General features: G+C 62.3%; 15 protein-coding genes. 9 read left to right on the top strand and 6 right to left on the bottom strand.

The annotated features are described in order from the left end of the window. Positions 1–12: 12 nt before the first annotated feature. The 4 genes from rfbC to ABTV87_RS01440 all read left to right on the top strand — a co-directional run bounded on the left by rfbC (position 13) and on the right by ABTV87_RS01440 (position 4,354). Positions 13–558, top strand: coding sequence for a dTDP-4-dehydrorhamnose 3,5-epimerase (rfbC, locus tag ABTV87_RS01455; RefSeq protein ID WP_007952636.1), 546 nt, complete (start codon positions 13–15; stop codon positions 556–558). Positions 559–664: 106 nt separating this feature from the next. After that, a complete protein-coding gene (locus tag ABTV87_RS01450) occupies positions 665–2,473 on the top strand; it encodes a sensor histidine kinase (protein WP_433898891.1) in 1,809 nt (602 codons plus the stop codon). Continuing rightward, positions 2,470–3,858: a sigma-54-dependent transcriptional regulator gene (locus ABTV87_RS01445; protein ID WP_007952638.1), complete on the top strand. Its 1,389-nt coding sequence runs from the start codon at positions 2,470–2,472 to the stop codon at positions 3,856–3,858. The genes ABTV87_RS01450 and ABTV87_RS01445 overlap by 4 nt, the downstream gene beginning before the upstream one ends. A gap of 40 nt (positions 3,859–3,898) precedes the next feature. After that, positions 3,899–4,354 carry a thioesterase domain-containing protein gene (locus tag ABTV87_RS01440; RefSeq protein ID WP_433898890.1) on the top strand — a complete coding sequence of 152 codons (456 nt, stop codon included), beginning with the start codon at positions 3,899–3,901 and terminating at the stop codon, positions 4,352–4,354. A 13-nt stretch (positions 4,355–4,367) separates the two neighbouring features. Here ABTV87_RS01440 and cysQ read toward each other — a convergent pair whose 3' ends face one another. Next, positions 4,368–5,201 carry a 3'(2'),5'-bisphosphate nucleotidase CysQ gene (gene cysQ / locus ABTV87_RS01435; protein WP_433899829.1) on the bottom strand — a complete coding sequence of 278 codons (834 nt, stop codon included), beginning with the start codon at positions 5,199–5,201 and terminating at the stop codon, positions 4,368–4,370. Between the two features lie 5 nt (positions 5,202–5,206). After that, a complete protein-coding gene (gene nudE / locus ABTV87_RS01430; protein WP_007952641.1) occupies positions 5,207–5,773 on the bottom strand; it encodes an ADP compounds hydrolase NudE in 567 nt (188 codons plus the stop codon). An 88-nt stretch (positions 5,774–5,861) separates the two neighbouring features. Here nudE and yrfG point away from each other — a divergent pair, with 88 nt between their 5' ends. Then, positions 5,862–6,524 carry a GMP/IMP nucleotidase gene (gene yrfG / locus ABTV87_RS01425; protein ID WP_007952643.1) on the top strand — a complete coding sequence of 221 codons (663 nt, stop codon included), beginning with the start codon at positions 5,862–5,864 and terminating at the stop codon, positions 6,522–6,524. 93 nt (positions 6,525–6,617) lie between these two features. Here the strand turns inward: yrfG and lysM are convergent, their stop codons facing one another. Next, complete coding sequence (lysM, locus tag ABTV87_RS01420) at positions 6,618–7,067, bottom strand: peptidoglycan-binding protein LysM (protein WP_007952645.1); 450 nt, start codon at positions 7,065–7,067, stop codon at positions 6,618–6,620. 139 nt (positions 7,068–7,206) lie between these two features. Here lysM and ABTV87_RS01415 point away from each other — a divergent pair, with 139 nt between their 5' ends. From ABTV87_RS01415 to ABTV87_RS01400, 4 genes are all read left to right on the top strand, one after another. Beyond that, positions 7,207–8,094 (top strand): LysR family transcriptional regulator, encoded by an 888-nt coding sequence (locus ABTV87_RS01415; protein ID WP_433898889.1) that lies wholly within the window; start codon positions 7,207–7,209, stop codon positions 8,092–8,094. A gap of 92 nt (positions 8,095–8,186) precedes the next feature. Then, entirely contained in the window at positions 8,187–9,026 is an 840-nt protein-coding gene (gene fdhD / locus ABTV87_RS01410; protein WP_179693004.1) for a formate dehydrogenase accessory sulfurtransferase FdhD, read from the top strand. Next, positions 9,023–11,371, top strand: coding sequence for an FdhF/YdeP family oxidoreductase (locus tag ABTV87_RS01405; RefSeq protein WP_221533610.1), 2,349 nt, complete (start codon positions 9,023–9,025; stop codon positions 11,369–11,371). Before fdhD ends, ABTV87_RS01405 begins: the two co-directional genes overlap by 4 nt. A gap of 242 nt (positions 11,372–11,613) precedes the next feature. Then, positions 11,614–12,093, top strand: coding sequence for a YMGG-like glycine zipper-containing protein (locus ABTV87_RS01400; RefSeq protein ID WP_085608624.1), 480 nt, complete (start codon positions 11,614–11,616; stop codon positions 12,091–12,093). Positions 12,094–12,149: 56 nt separating this feature from the next. Here the strand turns inward: ABTV87_RS01400 and ABTV87_RS01395 are convergent, their stop codons facing one another. The 3 genes from ABTV87_RS01395 to ABTV87_RS01385 all read right to left on the bottom strand — a co-directional run bounded on the left by ABTV87_RS01395 (position 12,150) and on the right by ABTV87_RS01385 (position 15,874). After that, positions 12,150–12,581: an acyl-CoA thioesterase gene (locus tag ABTV87_RS01395; RefSeq protein ID WP_433898888.1), complete on the bottom strand. Its 432-nt coding sequence runs from the start codon at positions 12,579–12,581 to the stop codon at positions 12,150–12,152. 31 nt (positions 12,582–12,612) lie between these two features. After that, positions 12,613–13,836 (bottom strand): 3-hydroxyacyl-CoA dehydrogenase NAD-binding domain-containing protein, encoded by a 1,224-nt coding sequence (locus ABTV87_RS01390; RefSeq protein WP_433898887.1) that lies wholly within the window; start codon positions 13,834–13,836, stop codon positions 12,613–12,615. Between the two features lie 109 nt (positions 13,837–13,945). Beyond that, positions 13,946–15,874 carry a RecQ family ATP-dependent DNA helicase gene (locus ABTV87_RS01385; protein WP_433898886.1) on the bottom strand — a complete coding sequence of 643 codons (1,929 nt, stop codon included), beginning with the start codon at positions 15,872–15,874 and terminating at the stop codon, positions 13,946–13,948. Positions 15,875–15,922: the final 48 nt, after the last annotated feature.

Below are 15,922 nucleotides of genomic sequence, written 5' to 3'. Positions count from 1 at the left end.
TGGAATATCCCCATGAATGTAATCCCCACTGACCTGCCTGGTGTCCTGATCATCGAACCCAAGGTGTTTGGTGATGAGCGCGGGTTCTTTTACGAAAGCTTCAATGCCAAGGCGTTTCAGGACGCGACCGGCCTCGACACGCAGTTTGTGCAGGACAACCATTCGCGCTCGCAGAAAGGCGTTCTGCGTGGGCTGCATTACCAGTTGGAAAACACCCAGGGCAAACTGGTCCGCGTCACCGTCGGCGAAGTCCTCGATGTCGCCGTGGATATCCGTCGCAGCTCGCCGCATTTCGGCAAGTGGGTGGCCGTGCGTCTGTCCGCCGACAACCATCGCCAACTGTGGGTACCGGAAGGTTTCGCCCACGGTTTCGTGGTGCTGAGCGAGTTCGCCGAATTCCTCTACAAGACTACTGACTACTACACCCCGTCGGCCGAGCGCAGCATTCGCTGGGATGACCCGGATCTGGCTATCGACTGGCAGCTGGACGAAGCGCCAAAACTGTCGGCCAAGGATCAGGCAGCCGCCTTCTTCAAGGACGCCGACGTCTTTTCCTGAAGTCCTGTGTGAATTTTCAGCGCCGCTGCACACCCGACCACGGGTGCGCAGACTGCGCCGGCAAGCCTAGGCATAATGCGCCTGTACCCACAGGCGCTCGATGCTCATGACTCCGACCCTTCCCCGCCGCCCCCGCTGGCGCAGTCTTGCCCTGCTGGCTCTGTGCCTGGCACCGCTGCTGTGGCCGCTGGAACATCTGGCCGAGCGCTATTACCGCAGCGAACTGGCCGGCCAGAACCGCCAGACCCTCGACCTCTACGTCGCCAACCTGCTGGGCACGCTGCATCGCTATGAAGTGCTGCCGCAAATCCTCGGCGACCTCCCGGCCCTGCGCGCGGTGCTCGGGGCGCCGGATGACGGCGTGACCCAGGGCAACGCCAACCGCCTGTTGAAGAACATCGCGGCGCAGACCGGCGCCGAAGTCATGTACCTGATGGACACCAGAGGCCAGACGCTCGCGGCATCGAACTGGGACAAGCACGACAGTTTCGTCGGGCGCAATTTCTCTTTCCGGCCGTACTTCAGCGAGGCCATGGCCGGCCGCCTCGGGCGCTTCTTCGGTCTGGGCACCACCTCCGCCAAGCGCGGCTACTTCTTCGCCGCTGCCGTGCGCAATGGCGAGAAAATCATCGGGGTGCTGGTGATCAAGGTTGACCTCGACCACACCGAAAGCCTGTGGGGCAAAACCCCGGAACAACTGCTGGTGACCGACCACAACGGTGTCGTCATCCTCACCTCGCGCCCGGAATGGCGCTTTCGCGCGACCCGCACTCTGAGTGATGCCGAGCGTGCGGCGATCACCGCAATCCAGCCCTACCCGACCCGCGAGCCACGCCCGCTGAATCTGAGCCCGACCGCGTGGCTGCCGCAGACCCAGGACATCGCGGAAACCGGCTGGAGCGTCAGCATTCTGGCCCCGCGCACGTTGATCGACCGACCGGTGCGCACGGTGGTGGCGATCGGCGGCGCCACCTTGCTGGTGGTGATGCTATTGCTGGGCCTGATGATGCAGCGTCGTCGTCATTATCTGGAACGGATCGCATTCGAAGCCAAGGCCCGACGGGAGCTTGAGGGGCGGGTCGCCGAACGCACCAGCGATCTCGAAGGCCTCAACCGCCGCCTGAAACAGGAAGTGCTTGAACGCGAACAGGCCCAGCAGGAACTGGTGCGCGCCCAGGACGATCTGGTGCAGGCCGGCAAACTGTCGGCGCTGGGGACAATGTCGGCGAGCATCAGCCACGAACTTAACCAGCCGCTGGCGGCGATCCGCAGCTACGCCGAGAACGCCGAAGTGCTGCTCGACCACGAACGCACCGAAGATGCCCGCGGTAACCTCAAGCTGATCAGCGAGCTGACCGGGCGCATGGCCTCGATCATCGCCCACCTGCGCGCCTTCGCCCGCCGCGACCGCCACGCCCCGGAAAGCGTCGCCCTGCAACCGGCGCTGGACGACGCGCTCGCCTTGCTGGCCAAACGTCGCCGCAGCATGGATGTCGAGCTGATCCGTGACCTGCCCGCCGCCACCCTGTGGGTCGAGGCCGGGGAAACCCGTCTGCGTCAGGTGTTGGGTAACCTGCTGGCCAACGCCCTCGACGCCCTGACGGAAAAAGGCCCGCCGCGCAAATTGTGGCTGAGTGCCGAATCCACCGACGAAGGCGTCAACCTGTACATTCGCGACAATGGCCCGGGTTTCTGCATGGAAGCCCTGGGCCGCGCCAGCGAACCGTTTTACACGACCAAGACCCGCACTCAGGGTCTCGGTCTGGGGTTGGCCATTTGCGAAACCCTGATGCGCGCCTTCGGTGGTGAACTGTCGTTCGCCAACCACAAGCAAGGTGGCGCCTTGATCACCCTGCGGCTGCGCGCCGGCGCGCCCGGGGTCAGCCTGCAACCGTCCGAGGATCGAAGCGCATGACCATCGACAACCGCATTCAGGTGGTGCTGATCGACGACGATCCGCACCTGCGGCAGGCCCTCGGCCAGACCCTGGATCTGGCCGGCCTGAAAATTCTTCCGCTGTCCGAGGCCAAAGGTCTGGCCGCGCAACTGGAGCGCGACTGGCCGGGCGTGGTGGTCAGCGACATCCGCATGCCCGGCATGGATGGCCTGGAACTGCTGAGCGAACTGCACGCCCAGGACCCGGAACTGCCGGTGCTGCTCATCACCGGCCATGGCGACGTGCCCCTGGCCGTGCAGGCCATGCGCGCCGGTGCTTATGACTTTCTGGAAAAACCCTTCGCCAGCGACGCCCTGCTCGACAGCGTGCGCCGCGCCCTGGCCCTGCGGCGCCTGGTGCTGGACAACCGCAGCCTGCGCATGGCCCTGAGTGATCGCAACGAACTGAGCGCGCGGTTGGTCGGCCAGTCGGCGCCGATGTCACGCCTGCGCGAGCAGATCGGCGCGCTGGCGGCGACCAAGGCCGACGTGCTGATCCTCGGCGAAACCGGCGCCGGCAAGGAAGTCGTCGCCCGCGCCCTGCACGATCTGTCGAGCCGACGTAACGGCCCGTTCGTGGCGATCAACGCCGGAGCGCTGGCCGAGTCGGTGGTCGAAAGCGAACTGTTCGGCCATGAGCCCGGCGCTTTCACCGGCGCGCAAAAGCGCCGGATCGGCAAGTTTGAATTCGCCAATGGCGGCACGCTGTTCCTCGACGAAATCGAAAGCATGAGCATGGATGTGCAGGTCAAACTGCTGCGCATGCTGCAGGAACGCGTGGTCGAACGACTGGGCGGCAATCAGTTGATCCCGCTGGACATCCGCGTCATTGCCGCCACCAAGGAAGACCTGCGTCAGGCCGCCGATCAGGGACGTTTCCGGGCGGACTTGTATTACCGCCTCAACGTGGCGCCGCTGCGCATTCCGCCACTGCGTGAACGGGGCGAAGACGCGTTGATGCTGTTCCAGCATTACGCCGATGAAGCCAGCGCGCGCCATGGTCTGCCACCGCATGAACTGCAACCGGCGCAACGGGCGTTGCTGCTGCGGCATTCATGGCCGGGCAACGTGCGGGAATTGCAGAACGCGGCGGAGCGTTTTGCCCTCGGCCTGGAACTGGCACTGGACAACACGCAGCCCGATGGCAGCCCCGGCACCACCGTCGAAATCACGGCGGGCGGGCTCAGCGAGCAAGTGGAAAACTTCGAGAAATCCCTGATCGCCGCCGAACTGGCCCGCTCTCACGGTTCCGTGCGCAGTCTCGCCGAAGCCCTGGGCATTCCGCGCAAGACCCTGCACGACAAACTGCGCAAGCACGGGTTGAATTTCGCTGGCAGCGGCGGCCATTCCGACGAATCCGAATGAAGCACGCTCAATTCACTTTTCTGCCGCAAGAGGTCCGGGCATGAATCACGACAGTCGTTATCTGGAATCCGTTCTTCACCACGACATCCCACTGACCCGGGACATGGGCCTCAAGGTGCTCGACTGGCAGGAACAGCAACTACGCCTGCACCTGCCGCTGGACGCCAACGTCAATCACAAGAGCACCATGTTCGGCGGCAGCCTGTATTGCGGCGCGGTGCTGGCGGGTTGGGGCTGGCTGCATTTGCGTTTGAAAGAGGAAGGCATCGAAGACGGGCACATCGTGATTCAGGAAGGGCAGATCAGTTATCCACTGCCGGTCACGGGCGATGCCATTGCGATCTGCCCGTCACCGAGCGCTGCGGTGTGGAAGAAATTTTTGACGATGTATCAGCGCTACGGACGGGCGCGACTGACCCTGCACACGCGGGTGGTCAATACGGGAAGCGATGAGGATGCGGTGACGTTCAGCGGGCAGTACGTCCTGCACCGCTGAAGACTGAGGGAGCTTACGAGCGGGCGAGTTCGAGCAGCTTCGCCCGCCACGCGGCTTTCGCTGGCAACGCCAGGAAGAAACCGTTCAACAACGACTCTCGTGGTGGGTAACAGAACGCTTCGCCTCTAAGGTCCAGCACCTCGCCACCCGCCCCTTCCAGAACGCCCTGCGCGGCTGCGGTGTCCCACTGCGAAGTCGGCGCCAGACGCGGGTAGCAATCGGCAGCACCTTCGGCCAGCAGACAGAACTTCAGCGAACTGCCGATGTTGGCCAGCTGCAACTCGCCAAGGCTGGCACTCAATCCAGCCAGCAAGCGTTCCTGCTCCGGGCTCGAATGACGACGGCTGGCAACCACGGTAAACGCTTCGCCAGGTCCCGGCACGTCACGAACCTGAATCGCCACCGGCGTACCGCCCGTATCGCCGCGCCAGGCACCAATCCCGGCTCCGCCGACGTAGAAGCGACCGTTGGTCGGCATCGTCACCACACCGAACACCACCCGGCCGTTCTCGATCAGCGCGATGTTGACGGTGAATTCTTCGCTGCCGCTGATGAACTCCTTGGTGCCATCCAGCGGATCCACCAGCCACCAGCGCTGCCAGCTCGCGCGCACGCTTTGCGGGATGTTGGCGTCCTCTTCGGACAGCACCGGAATGCTCGGATCCAGCGCTGTCAGGCCGGCCACGATCACGTGATGCGCGGCCATGTCCGCCGCCGTCACCGGCGAATCATCGGACTTGGCGGTGACGGCTACGTCGGCGCGCCAGAACGGCAGGATCGCCTCACCGGCCCGTAATGCCAGCTCGACCACCGGCGCCATCAACGGATGGGGAAAACTCATCGGCATCTCACTCATGACTGGAAAAATCCGCGCTGGGTCAGCAGGTCGCGGGTCAGGTACAACGCCGCCAGGGCGCGTCCCTCACTGAAATTCGGATTTTGCGCCAGCGTCGACAGCTCCCGCAGGTTGACCTTGTCCACACGCATCGGCTCGGGCTCATCGCCTTCGAGGCGTTCTTCGTACAAATCGGTGGCCAGCACCACCTGTATCTTCTGGCTCATGTAACCGGGGGACAACGACAGCTCGGTCAGATGCTCCAGTTGTCGCGCGCCATAACCGGCTTCTTCCTTGAGCTCGCGTTCGGCGGCAGCCAGCACATCTTCGCCGGGTTCGATCAGGCCTTTGGGCAACGACAGTTCATATTCGTCGGTGCCACCGCAGTATTCCTCGACCAGCACCGCGTGCTCGGCATCGAGCATCGCCACGATCATGACCGCGCCATAGCCGGCGCCCTTGCCGACCAGCCGCTCGTAGGTGCGTTCCACGCCGTTGGAGAAACGCAGCTTCAGCTCTTCGACGCAGAACAGCCGGCTGGTGGCGACGATCTCGCGGGCAAGTACGGTGGGTTTCTGGCGCATGCAAAGCTCCTTGGCGTGAACGCGCTACTATAACGCGGCTTTTCCGATTGTTTGCGTCGGATATCTTTCTACCGTTCGAGACGTTGCCATGCCTTCATTACCGTGGTCCGACATCGATACCGTTCTGCTCGACATGGACGGCACGCTGCTGGACCTGCACTTCGACAACCACTTCTGGCTGGAACACCTGCCGCAACGCTACGCCGAACTGCATGGCGTGAGTCGGGCCATGGCGGAAATGGAATTGCAGCCGCTGTTCGAGCGCCATGCCGGTCAATTGCAGTGGTACTGCCTGGACTTCTGGAGCGCGGAACTGAAGCTGTCGGTGCGTGAACTGAAACTGGAAACCGCCCACCTGATCGCCCTGCGCCCGGACGCCGACACCTTTCTGGAAGCGATCAAACGAGCCGGCAAACGCGTGGTGATGATCACCAACGCGCACCGCGATTCACTGTCGCTGAAACTGGAACGGATCGAACTGGCGCCATACTTCGAACGGCTGATCAGTTCCCACGATTACGGTTTCCCCAAGGAAAACCCGCAATTCTGGGACGCCTTGCAGGCCGACATCGGTTTTGACCCGGCACGCAGCCTGTTCATCGACGACACCTTGCCGATCCTGCGCAGTGCGCGGAATTTCGGCGTGGCGCATCTGTTGGCCGTGAAGGAACCGGACAGCCGCAAAGGGCCGAAGGACACCGGGGAGTTTGCGGCGGTCGAGGATTATCGGGATTTGATTGCGGGCCTGTAGACCGCATCGTCCCCATCGTGAGCAGGCTCGCTCCCACAACTGAAATGCATTCCAATGTGGGAGCGAGCCTGCTCGCGGTAGCGGTATCTGCGATTACTCAGGAATACGCAGCACCTGCCCCGGATAGATTTTGTCCGGATGCTTGAGCTGAGGCTTGTTGGCCTCGAAAATCTTGTTGTACTTGTTGGCGTCGCCGTACACACGCTTGGAAATCGCGCTTAGCGTATCGCCCTTCTCGACCGTGACAAATTTTGCAGCAGCGGCAACGCCACCGGTCACGGTGATCTGATCGTCCACGCCGCTGACGCCGGCCACGTTGCCCAGCGCCAGGAGGATTTTTTCTTTTTCCTCCTGAGTAGCCGCCTCGCCAGTGGCGATGACCTTCTCGCCTTCAACCTTGACCTGGATCTTCGAGGTGTCGATGCCGGTCAGCGCGTCCTGCACGTGCTTGGTCAATGCCTCGCCATTGGCTTCAGCCTTGTCCGGCGTCAGCGCGTCGAGGATTTTTTCACCTGCTTCTTTCAGAAAGCTGAAAAGGCTCATTGCGTTTCTCTCCATGGAATAAAGGGTCAGTCGACAAAGCCTAGACCACCCCGGACAAACCCGGTTCCGGCCCGACCAATGACCCTGCCCCCGCGCAAGCGGTAGAATCGCTCACCCTTGCCAGCGCCCCGGAGCGAAGATGGACATCAAGCAGCTGAAATTCCTCATCGCCCTCGACGAAACCCGCCATTTCGGCCAGGCCGCCGCCCGCTGCCACATCACCCAGCCGACCTTGTCGATGCGCCTGCGCAGCCTCGAAGAAGAACTAGACCTGCCGCTGGTCAACCGTGGCCAGCGCTTCGAAGGGTTCACCGCGCCGGGCGAACGGGTACTGGCCTGGGCGCGCACGGTGCTGGCGGCTTATGACGGCTTGCAGGCGGAAGCGGCGGCCTGTCGCGGCAATCTGATCGGCACCCTGCGGCTGGGCGTGGTGCCGTTGTCGAGTTTCGATGCGCTGCCTTTGCTGCAACGCCTGCACGCGCAACACCCGAACCTGCGCTTCGAACTGTCCTCGCTGAGCTCCGAACAGGTTCTGGAGCAACTGGCGAACAACCGCATCGACATTGGCGTGTCTTACCTGGATCGCCTCGACGGCGAGCGTTTCGAATCCCTGGCGTTCAGTGAAACGCAGATGGGGCTGCTCTACGACCAGCGGTTCTTCAGCTTTGGCGAAGCACCGCTGAGCTGGGAATCACTGATCGAACTGCCCCTGGGCATGCTCACCAGCGGCATGCACTTTCGCCAGTCCATCGACCATAACTTCCACAGTCGTGGCCTGACGCCGCAACCCTTGCTGCAAACCGACGCCGTCCACCAATTGTTGCAAGCTGTGCACGGCGGGCTGTGCTGCGCGGTGATGCCGCTGGACGGCGGTCTGGAAAACCTCACGGATAACCTGCGCCTGCAACCCATCGAAAACGCCCAGACCCTCGCCCGACTGGGGCTGATCATGCGTCGCGGCGCCCCGCGTTCGGCGCTGGCCGAGGCGTGTTTCGCGCTCTATCAAAAATCACCAACGGACGCTTGATCGACGGCATCTATCGAAGGATCGACACTAGCGATTAGACGCGACAACTTGCCGCGCCTAGTCTTAACGTTGATCAATCCGTCGGTGATGCCATGAACGCCAAGCGCCCGGCCTGCGCGGCGCCTGCTCTCGAAACGCCCGCGCCAGCCGCCAGTCAGACCTACAGCTACAGCGATCTTCCCCTCGCGGAATCGGCCAGCACCGCGCTGGCCGAAGAAGTCGCGTTGGCGATTGCCTACAACGGCATCAGCCAGGCCGTGATGCTGGTCACCCCGACCGACCTTGAAGACTTCATCGTCGGCTTCAGCCTCGGCAGCGGCATCATCGAAGACGCCTCGGACATCTACGACCTGCAACTGAGTGGTTCGGGCTCGGCGCAATACGCGCAAGTCACCATTGCCAACCGCGCCTTCTGGAACCTCAAGCAGCAGCGGCGGCAACTGGCCGGCACCAGCGGTTGCGGACTGTGCGGCGTGGAAGCAGTGGAGCAGGCGCTGCCTGACCTCAAGGTTTTGCCCGGCGCCCCCTTGCCGCCCATCGAATGGCTCGACGGTCTGCGCCAGCGCATCGGCGCGTTCCAGCCGCTGGGCCAGCATTGCGGCGCGGTGCACGCAGCGGTGTTCATGAACGCCAGCGGTGAATTACTGCTGGGCCGCGAAGACATCGGCCGGCACAACGCCCTCGACAAGCTGATCGGCGGCCTGATCCGGCAAAAGATATCCACAGCCGGCGGGCTGGCGATTGTTACCAGCCGTTGCAGCCTCGAATTGATCCAGAAAGTTTTGCGGGCCGGGATTCAGACCCTGGTCAGCCTGTCCGCGCCCACCGGCCTCGCCGTGCAATGGGCCCGACGCCACAACCTCAATCTCATCCACCTGCCGCAAAAGAACGCGCCGCGGGTGTATAGCCCAGAAATGGAGAAACACTCGTGAGCCAACACCATCAAGCCGACCAGAAACCCGTCCCGCGCTACAAGCCTTACAAGGGCGCAGCCGGCGGCTGGGGCGCACTGATCAGCGTGGCCCAGGCCTGGCTGACCAGCGACAACGCCCTGAAAAACCTGCGCATGATGCTCAAGACCAACCAGAACGGCGGCTTCGACTGCCCGGGCTGCGCCTGGGGCGACTCGCCGGAAAGCGGCATGGTCAAGTTCTGCGAAAACGGCGCCAAAGCGGTGAACTGGGAAGCGACCAAGCGTCGAGTCGATGGCAAATTTTTCGCCAAGCACAGCGTCACCGCGTTGCTGGAACAGAGCGATTACTGGCTCGAGTATCAGGGCCGTCTGACCGAGCCGGTCGTGTATGACGCCGAAACCGATCGCTACAAGCCGATCAGCTGGGACGATGCCTACGCGCTGATCGGCAAACACCTGCAAGCGCTGTCGAGTCCGGATCAGGCCGAGTTCTACACCTCGGGCCGCGCCAGCAACGAAGCGGCGTATCTGTATCAACTGTTCGTGCGCGCCTTCGGCACCAACAACTTCCCCGACTGCTCGAACATGTGCCACGAGGCCAGCGGCGTGGCGCTGGCGCAGAGTGTCGGCGTCGGCAAAGGCACCGTGACCTTCGACGATTTCGAACACGCCGACGCGATTTTCGTCTGGGGCCAGAACCCGGGCACCAACCACCCGCGCATGCTCGAACCCCTGCGTGAAGCGGTGAAACGCGGCGCTCAGGTGGTGTGCATCAACCCGCTGAAAGAGCGGGGTCTGGAACGTTTCCAGCATCCACAGCACCCGATCGAAATGCTCACCAACGGCGACAAGCCGACCAACACCGCGTATTTCCGCCCGGCGCTGGGCGGCGACATGGCGGTGCTGCGCGGCATGGCCAAGTTCCTGCTGCAATGGGAACGCGAGGCGCAGAAGGCCGGCGCACCGGCGGTGTTCGATCACGACTTCCTCAATGAACACAGCGTCAACGTGCTCGAGTATCTGGGCGTCGTCGATGACACGCCGTGGGAACAGATCGTCGCGCAGTCCGGCCTGACCCTGGTGGAAATCGAGCAAGCGGCGCGCATGTACGCCAAAGGCAAGAACGTGATCATGTGCTGGGCGATGGGCATCACCCAGCATCGTCATTCGGTGCCGACCATCCAGGAAATCGCCAACCTGATGCTGCTGCGCGGCAACATCGGCAAGCCCGGCGCCGGTCTGTGCCCGGTGCGTGGCCACAGTAACGTGCAGGGCGACCGCACTATGGGCATCAACGAGCGTCCGCCGGTGGCATTCCTCGATTCCCTGGAGCGTCGCTTCCAGTTCAAGGTGCCGCGTCACAACGGGCACAACGTGGTCGAAGCGATTCACGCGATGGCCGAAGGTCGCGCCAAGGTGTTCATCGGGCTGGGCGGCAACTTCGCCCAAGCCACACCGGACAGCCCGCGTACCTTCCAGGCCCTGAGCAACTGCGACCTGACCGTGCAGATCAGCACCAAGCTCAACCGCAGCCACCTGGCTCACGGCAAGGATGCGTTGATCCTGCCGTGCCTGGGCCGTACCGACATCGACATCCAGACCGAAGGCCCGCAAGCCGTCACCGTGGAAGACTCGTTCAGCATGGTGCACGCCTCCAACGGTCAGTTGCAGCCACTGTCGAACCAGATGCGCTCGGAGCCGTCGATCATTGCCGGCATCGCCGCCGCGACCCTGGGCAGCAAACCGGTGGACTGGAACTGGCTGGTGGCCGACTACCGGCGCATCCGCGAGCTGATCGCCGACACCATTCCGGGCTTCAAGGATTTCAACGAGAAGGTCAAGAACCCGGGCGGTTTCTACCTCGGCAACAGCGCCGGCGCGCGCAAGTGGAACACCACGTCAGGCCGGGCCAACTTCAAGCCGAACATGCTGCCCAAGGACCTGATCCACGAGCGCACTCGCGCTACCGGCCAACTGCCGGACCTGATCCTGCAATCGATGCGTTCCCACGATCAGTACAACACCACGATTTATGGTCTCGACGATCGTTATCGCGGCGTGAAGGGGCAACGTGATGTGCTGTTCGCCAACGAGGCGGACATCATTCGTCTGGGCTTCAAGCCGGGGCAAAAGGCTGACATCGTGTCGCTGTGGGACGACGGCCGCGAGCGTCGGGTGAAGGGCTTCACGCTGCTGGCGTTCGATATTCCGGCGGGGCAGGCGGCGGCTTATTACCCTGAGGTGAACCCGTTGGTGCCGCTGGAAAGCACCGGCGATGGCAGCCATACGCCGACGTCGAAGTTTATTGCTATCCGGCTGGAAGCGGCGAGTGAAACGGGGCTGATCATGGCCAAATCGGCCTGATCCTGATCGCTCCCACGCTCTGCGTGGGAGCGCAGACACTTTTCAAACGCCCACAAAAAAGGCCGCTTTGTGATCAAAGCGGCCTGTCCGAAGTAGCTAAAGACCGGCGAAAAACCGTTAAGTTCCGTCCAAAAATCAGTAACTTGCAGAATTGTATACAAGTCGTGTTATTCGTCGGATTTCGATTGTCACGCCCATTCCAGAGCCTCAGGATCGCGCCGTCATCCCTTTGAGGCTCCTCTATGAAGTTCTCCTCGATTCTCTTGTTGTCCCTTGGCCTGGTCAGTGGCTTCGCTTCTGCCGGAGGCACCACCGAAGCAGGTGTGGGCGGCGCATTGGGCGGGGTTCTTGGCTCGGTCGTCGGTCAATCGTTAGGCGGCAGTACAGGTTCAACCATCGGCGCAGCCCTGGGCGGCGCGGGTGGTAGTGCGGTGGGCGCCGACAAGCGCAGCCGTGGTGAAGCAGCCATTGGCGGTGCACTGGGCGCAGCCGGCGGCAACGTGGTCGGCCGCAGCATGGGCGGCACCACCGGCAGCCTGATCGGCGCAGCAGCCGGCGGCGGCGCGGGTGGCGCGCTGGGCAACTACATGGGCAACAAGAGCGATGACGATGATCGTCATTACGACCGTGGCCGTGACCGTCGCTACTACCGTGACGACCACCGTGGTCGCGGTCATGCCTACGGCCATCGCAAGCATCACAAGTACTATCGCCACCGCTGAGGCGAAGGCTTGAAGAAAAAATCGCAGCTCCCCCGGGCTGCGATTTTTTTTGCCTGTCATACCGTCAGGCGTTCCAGCGCCTCGCGCAATGGGGCCGGAATCGACACCGGCTGATTGGACGCCCGGTCGACGAATACATGCACGAAGCGCCCGGCGGCACAGGCTTCGCCCTCTCCTTCCTTGAACACCGCCAGTTCGTATTGCACCGAACTGTTGCCCAGCTTGCCGACCCGCAGGCCAATCTCGATTCGATCCGGAAAAGCGATCGACGCGAAGTAGTCGCAGGACGAACTAACCACAAACCCCACCACCTCGCCGTCATGGATATCCAGCCCTCCGACCTGGATCAGGTACGTGTTCACCGCCGTGTCGAAGAAGCTGTAATAGGTGACGTTGTTGACGTGGCCGTAGGCGTCGTTGTCATGCCAGCGCGTGGTGATCGGCTGGAAGTGCGGGTAATCGCTGCGTTGCGGCATCGGGTTGGACATCAGTGTCGATTCCTGGAGTGATATGCCCAGTCTAAAGGTAAAAACCCTTGCCTCGCGCCGCCAGCTCGCCGATCAATGGTGCCGGTCGCCAGTGATCGCCCTGCCGGGTCTCCAGCGCCAGCAACCGTTTATGAATGTCGGCCAGCCCCTGATCGTCCGCCCAGGCCATCGGCCCGCCTCGCTCCGCCGGGAAGCCATAGCCATTCAGGTAGACCTGATCGATGTCATGCGCCGACTCGGCAATCCCTTCCTGCAGGATCTTCGCGCCCTCGTTGACCAACGCCAGCAGGCACCGCTCGAGGATCTCCTCCGAGCCGATATCCCGGCGATGAAATCCCAACGCTTCGCTGACGTTCAACACCAGCGCATCGACCTCGGGATCATGCTCGGCCTGACGACTGCCCGGCTCGTAATGGTAATAGCCATTACCGGACTTCTGACCGAAGCGACCCTCTTCGCACAAGTGGTTATCCACCTGAACCTCGGGCGCGTCCTGCCCTTTGCCGGCCAGCTCGCGGGCACGCCACTCGAGATCGATGCCGACCACGTCGTACATGCGAAACGGCCCCATGGCGAAACCGAAGCTCTGCAATGCCGCATCGACCTGGTGCGGGTACGCCCCTTCGAGCAACATCTTGCGCGCTTCAAGCACATACGGATGCAGCATGCGATTGCCGATAAAACCGTGGCAGTTGCCCGACACCACACTGACCTTGCCCATGCGCTTGCCCAGCTCAAGCGCGGCCTCAAGCACAGCCGGAGAAGTTTGTGCGCCACGGACTATTTCCAGCAACTTCATGATGTGCGCCGGGCTGAAGAAATGCAGGCCCAGCACTTGAGTCGGGCGTCGTGTCGCGGCGGCAATGGCGTCGATGTCCAGCGCCGAAGTATTGCTCGCCAGCAGCGCTTCGGGCTTCAGCACGCCATCGAGCTCGCGGAAAATCTTCTGCTTGAGTTCGAGGTTTTCGTACACCGCTTCGATTACCAGGTCGACGTTGCGGATCGCCACATAGTCTGGCGCCGCACTGATACGGGCAATCCGCGCATCGGCCTCGGCCTGGTCGATCCGTCCCTGTCGCACGTTGTGCGCGTAGATATCGGCCACCGTGGCCAGCGCCTGTTCGAGCATTTGTGGATTGTTATCGACCCACTGCACTGACACGCCGGCGTTGGCCAGGCACATGACGATGCCGCGGCCCATGGTGCCGGCGCCGATCACGGCGGCCTGCTGAATAGCGAAGGATGTCTGGCTCATGTTGTTCTCTTGTTGGCGATCCGAAGACAGCCATCACCATAGTCAGCCACCGGGCATTTTTGAAGTTCATTGCCGTGATGATCGACATTCAGCAGATGGATTCGGAATTTCAAAGATGCGTCTGAGCCCAGGCCCGGACCTCGGCGTAGGGATATTCCTCGAGCGCCGCAAACCCGGAAATGGCCCGCGCCTTGAGTTTGGTAAACAGCGGCACACTGATTCCGCAGAGGAACCGGGTCAGCCGCTCGGCCGACGGAGCACTGCCAGCGTGCCGCTGATGCCTGTGGATAAAATCGCCACACAACGCCGCAAAATTTTTATCCACAAGCGCCGGCAGTTCCGGAGGCGCCGGCAACCGGGCGACGTGCCCGTGACACACCGAGCAATGTCCGCACTGCTGCGGCGCATTGTGATCGCCAAAATATTCGGCCAGCCGATATCCGAGGCATCGCTCGGTGGCGAACAGCTCGAGCATGGCGTGAATCCGCGCCACTTCGGTTTGCTCATGGCGGGTGAAATACTCATGCAGTTCAGCGCTCAGGGCCTGGCTGTCGAAATCGCCGCGCAGGACGTTGTAGACCTCGGTCATTTGCTTGCTCTCAAGCTCGACCCAGCCCTTTTCCTGAAAGTAATCCAGCGCCTTCACCACCCGATTGCGCTCGGCGGAATACTGCTCGTACATCGCCTCGAAATTCACCGTGGCCCAGGTGCGTGCGCGGCTTGAGGTCTGGATGATCGCGGCGACGAAATCCCTGCGCTCGCCCTCGAAGCGTTCAAGCAATGCTTCGGGCTCCAGCAGGTATTTGAAACGGTATTCGGCGTAGTACGCGTAGCGCGGGGCAATCAGCCCTCGCAACTCCAGTTGCACCAGTAACGTCTTCAGAGGCAACGAACGAATGTTGCTCTGATCCGCCAACGGCCCCAGCAGAAATTCCCATTGGCCTTCGGGTGCGGCGGCCTGCAATTCGTCGAGCACATGACGAATGCCGTCCTGTTCCGGCGTGTCGCCATACACGAAGTTTTCCAGCACATTGAGGCTGTCGCGGTTGGCCAGCACCAGGCAGTCGGACGGCTGCCCGTCACGTCCGGCGCGACCGATTTCCTGGCTGTAGTTTTCGATGGATTTGGGCAGGTCGAAATGCACCACGTTGCGGATGTCGCTCTTGTCGATGCCCATGCCGAACGCGATGGTGGCGACGATGCAATTGGACTGCCCGCCCATGAAGCGCTTCTGGATTCCGTCCCGTTGCTCATGAGGCAAACCGGCGTGATAAGCCTCGGCCTGAATACCATTGCGCTCAAGATGTTCGGCAATCTGCTCGGCGGTTTTCTGCAGGGTGACGTAGACAATACTCGGCTGCCCCGCGCGCTCGCTCATCCACTCCACCAGCCGTCGGCGCTTGTCCTGCCCACGCACCGGCTCGACCAGCAGATTGAGGTTGTGTCGATAGAAACCGGTGGTCACCACATCTTCTGCCGCGATGGCGAATTTCGCCTGCATGTCGGCGATCACTTTCGGCGTCGCCGTGGCAGTCAGCAACAGGGTTTGCGGGATGTTGAACTGGCGCTGGTAGTCCGGCAGCTTGAGGTAGTCGGGACGGAAGTTGTGGCCCCATTCGGAGATGCAGTGCGCCTCGTCCACCACCAGCAGCGAGATCGGCACCTGCTGCAAAAAGTTGCGAAAGCGCTCGTTCTTCAAACGCTCCACGGAAATCATCAGGATCTTCAGTTCGCCCGAACGGGCGCGCGCCATTACATCGTTGGCGTCTTCGCGGCTCTGCGCCGAATCGATGCTGCCTGCCGAAATCCCGTGTCGTCGCAAAAACTCGAGCTGATCCTGCATCAGCGCCAGCAGCGGCGAGACCACCAGCGTCAGATGGGGCAGCAAGAGCGCCGGCACCTGATAACAAAGGGACTTGCCGGAGCCGGTGGGAAATATCGCTGCTGCCGAGCGCCCGGCGAGAACGGCGCTGATTGCGGTCTCCTGGCCGGGTCGAAACTGTGGATAACCGAAAACCTGTTCCAGGGTGTTGTGCATTCGCTGTCACTCCGTTGACCGCTGTGATGCCAACAGCCTAGCGGGCGA

Origin of the sequence: Pseudomonas sp. PSE1(2024) (genome assembly GCF_050990555.1) — a bacterium.
Lineage (GTDB): Bacteria > Pseudomonadota > Gammaproteobacteria > Pseudomonadales > Pseudomonadaceae > Aquipseudomonas > Aquipseudomonas aphyarum.
The sequence above is the reverse complement of the archived record's forward strand: the minus strand, read 5'-3'. Positions and strand labels throughout refer to the sequence as shown.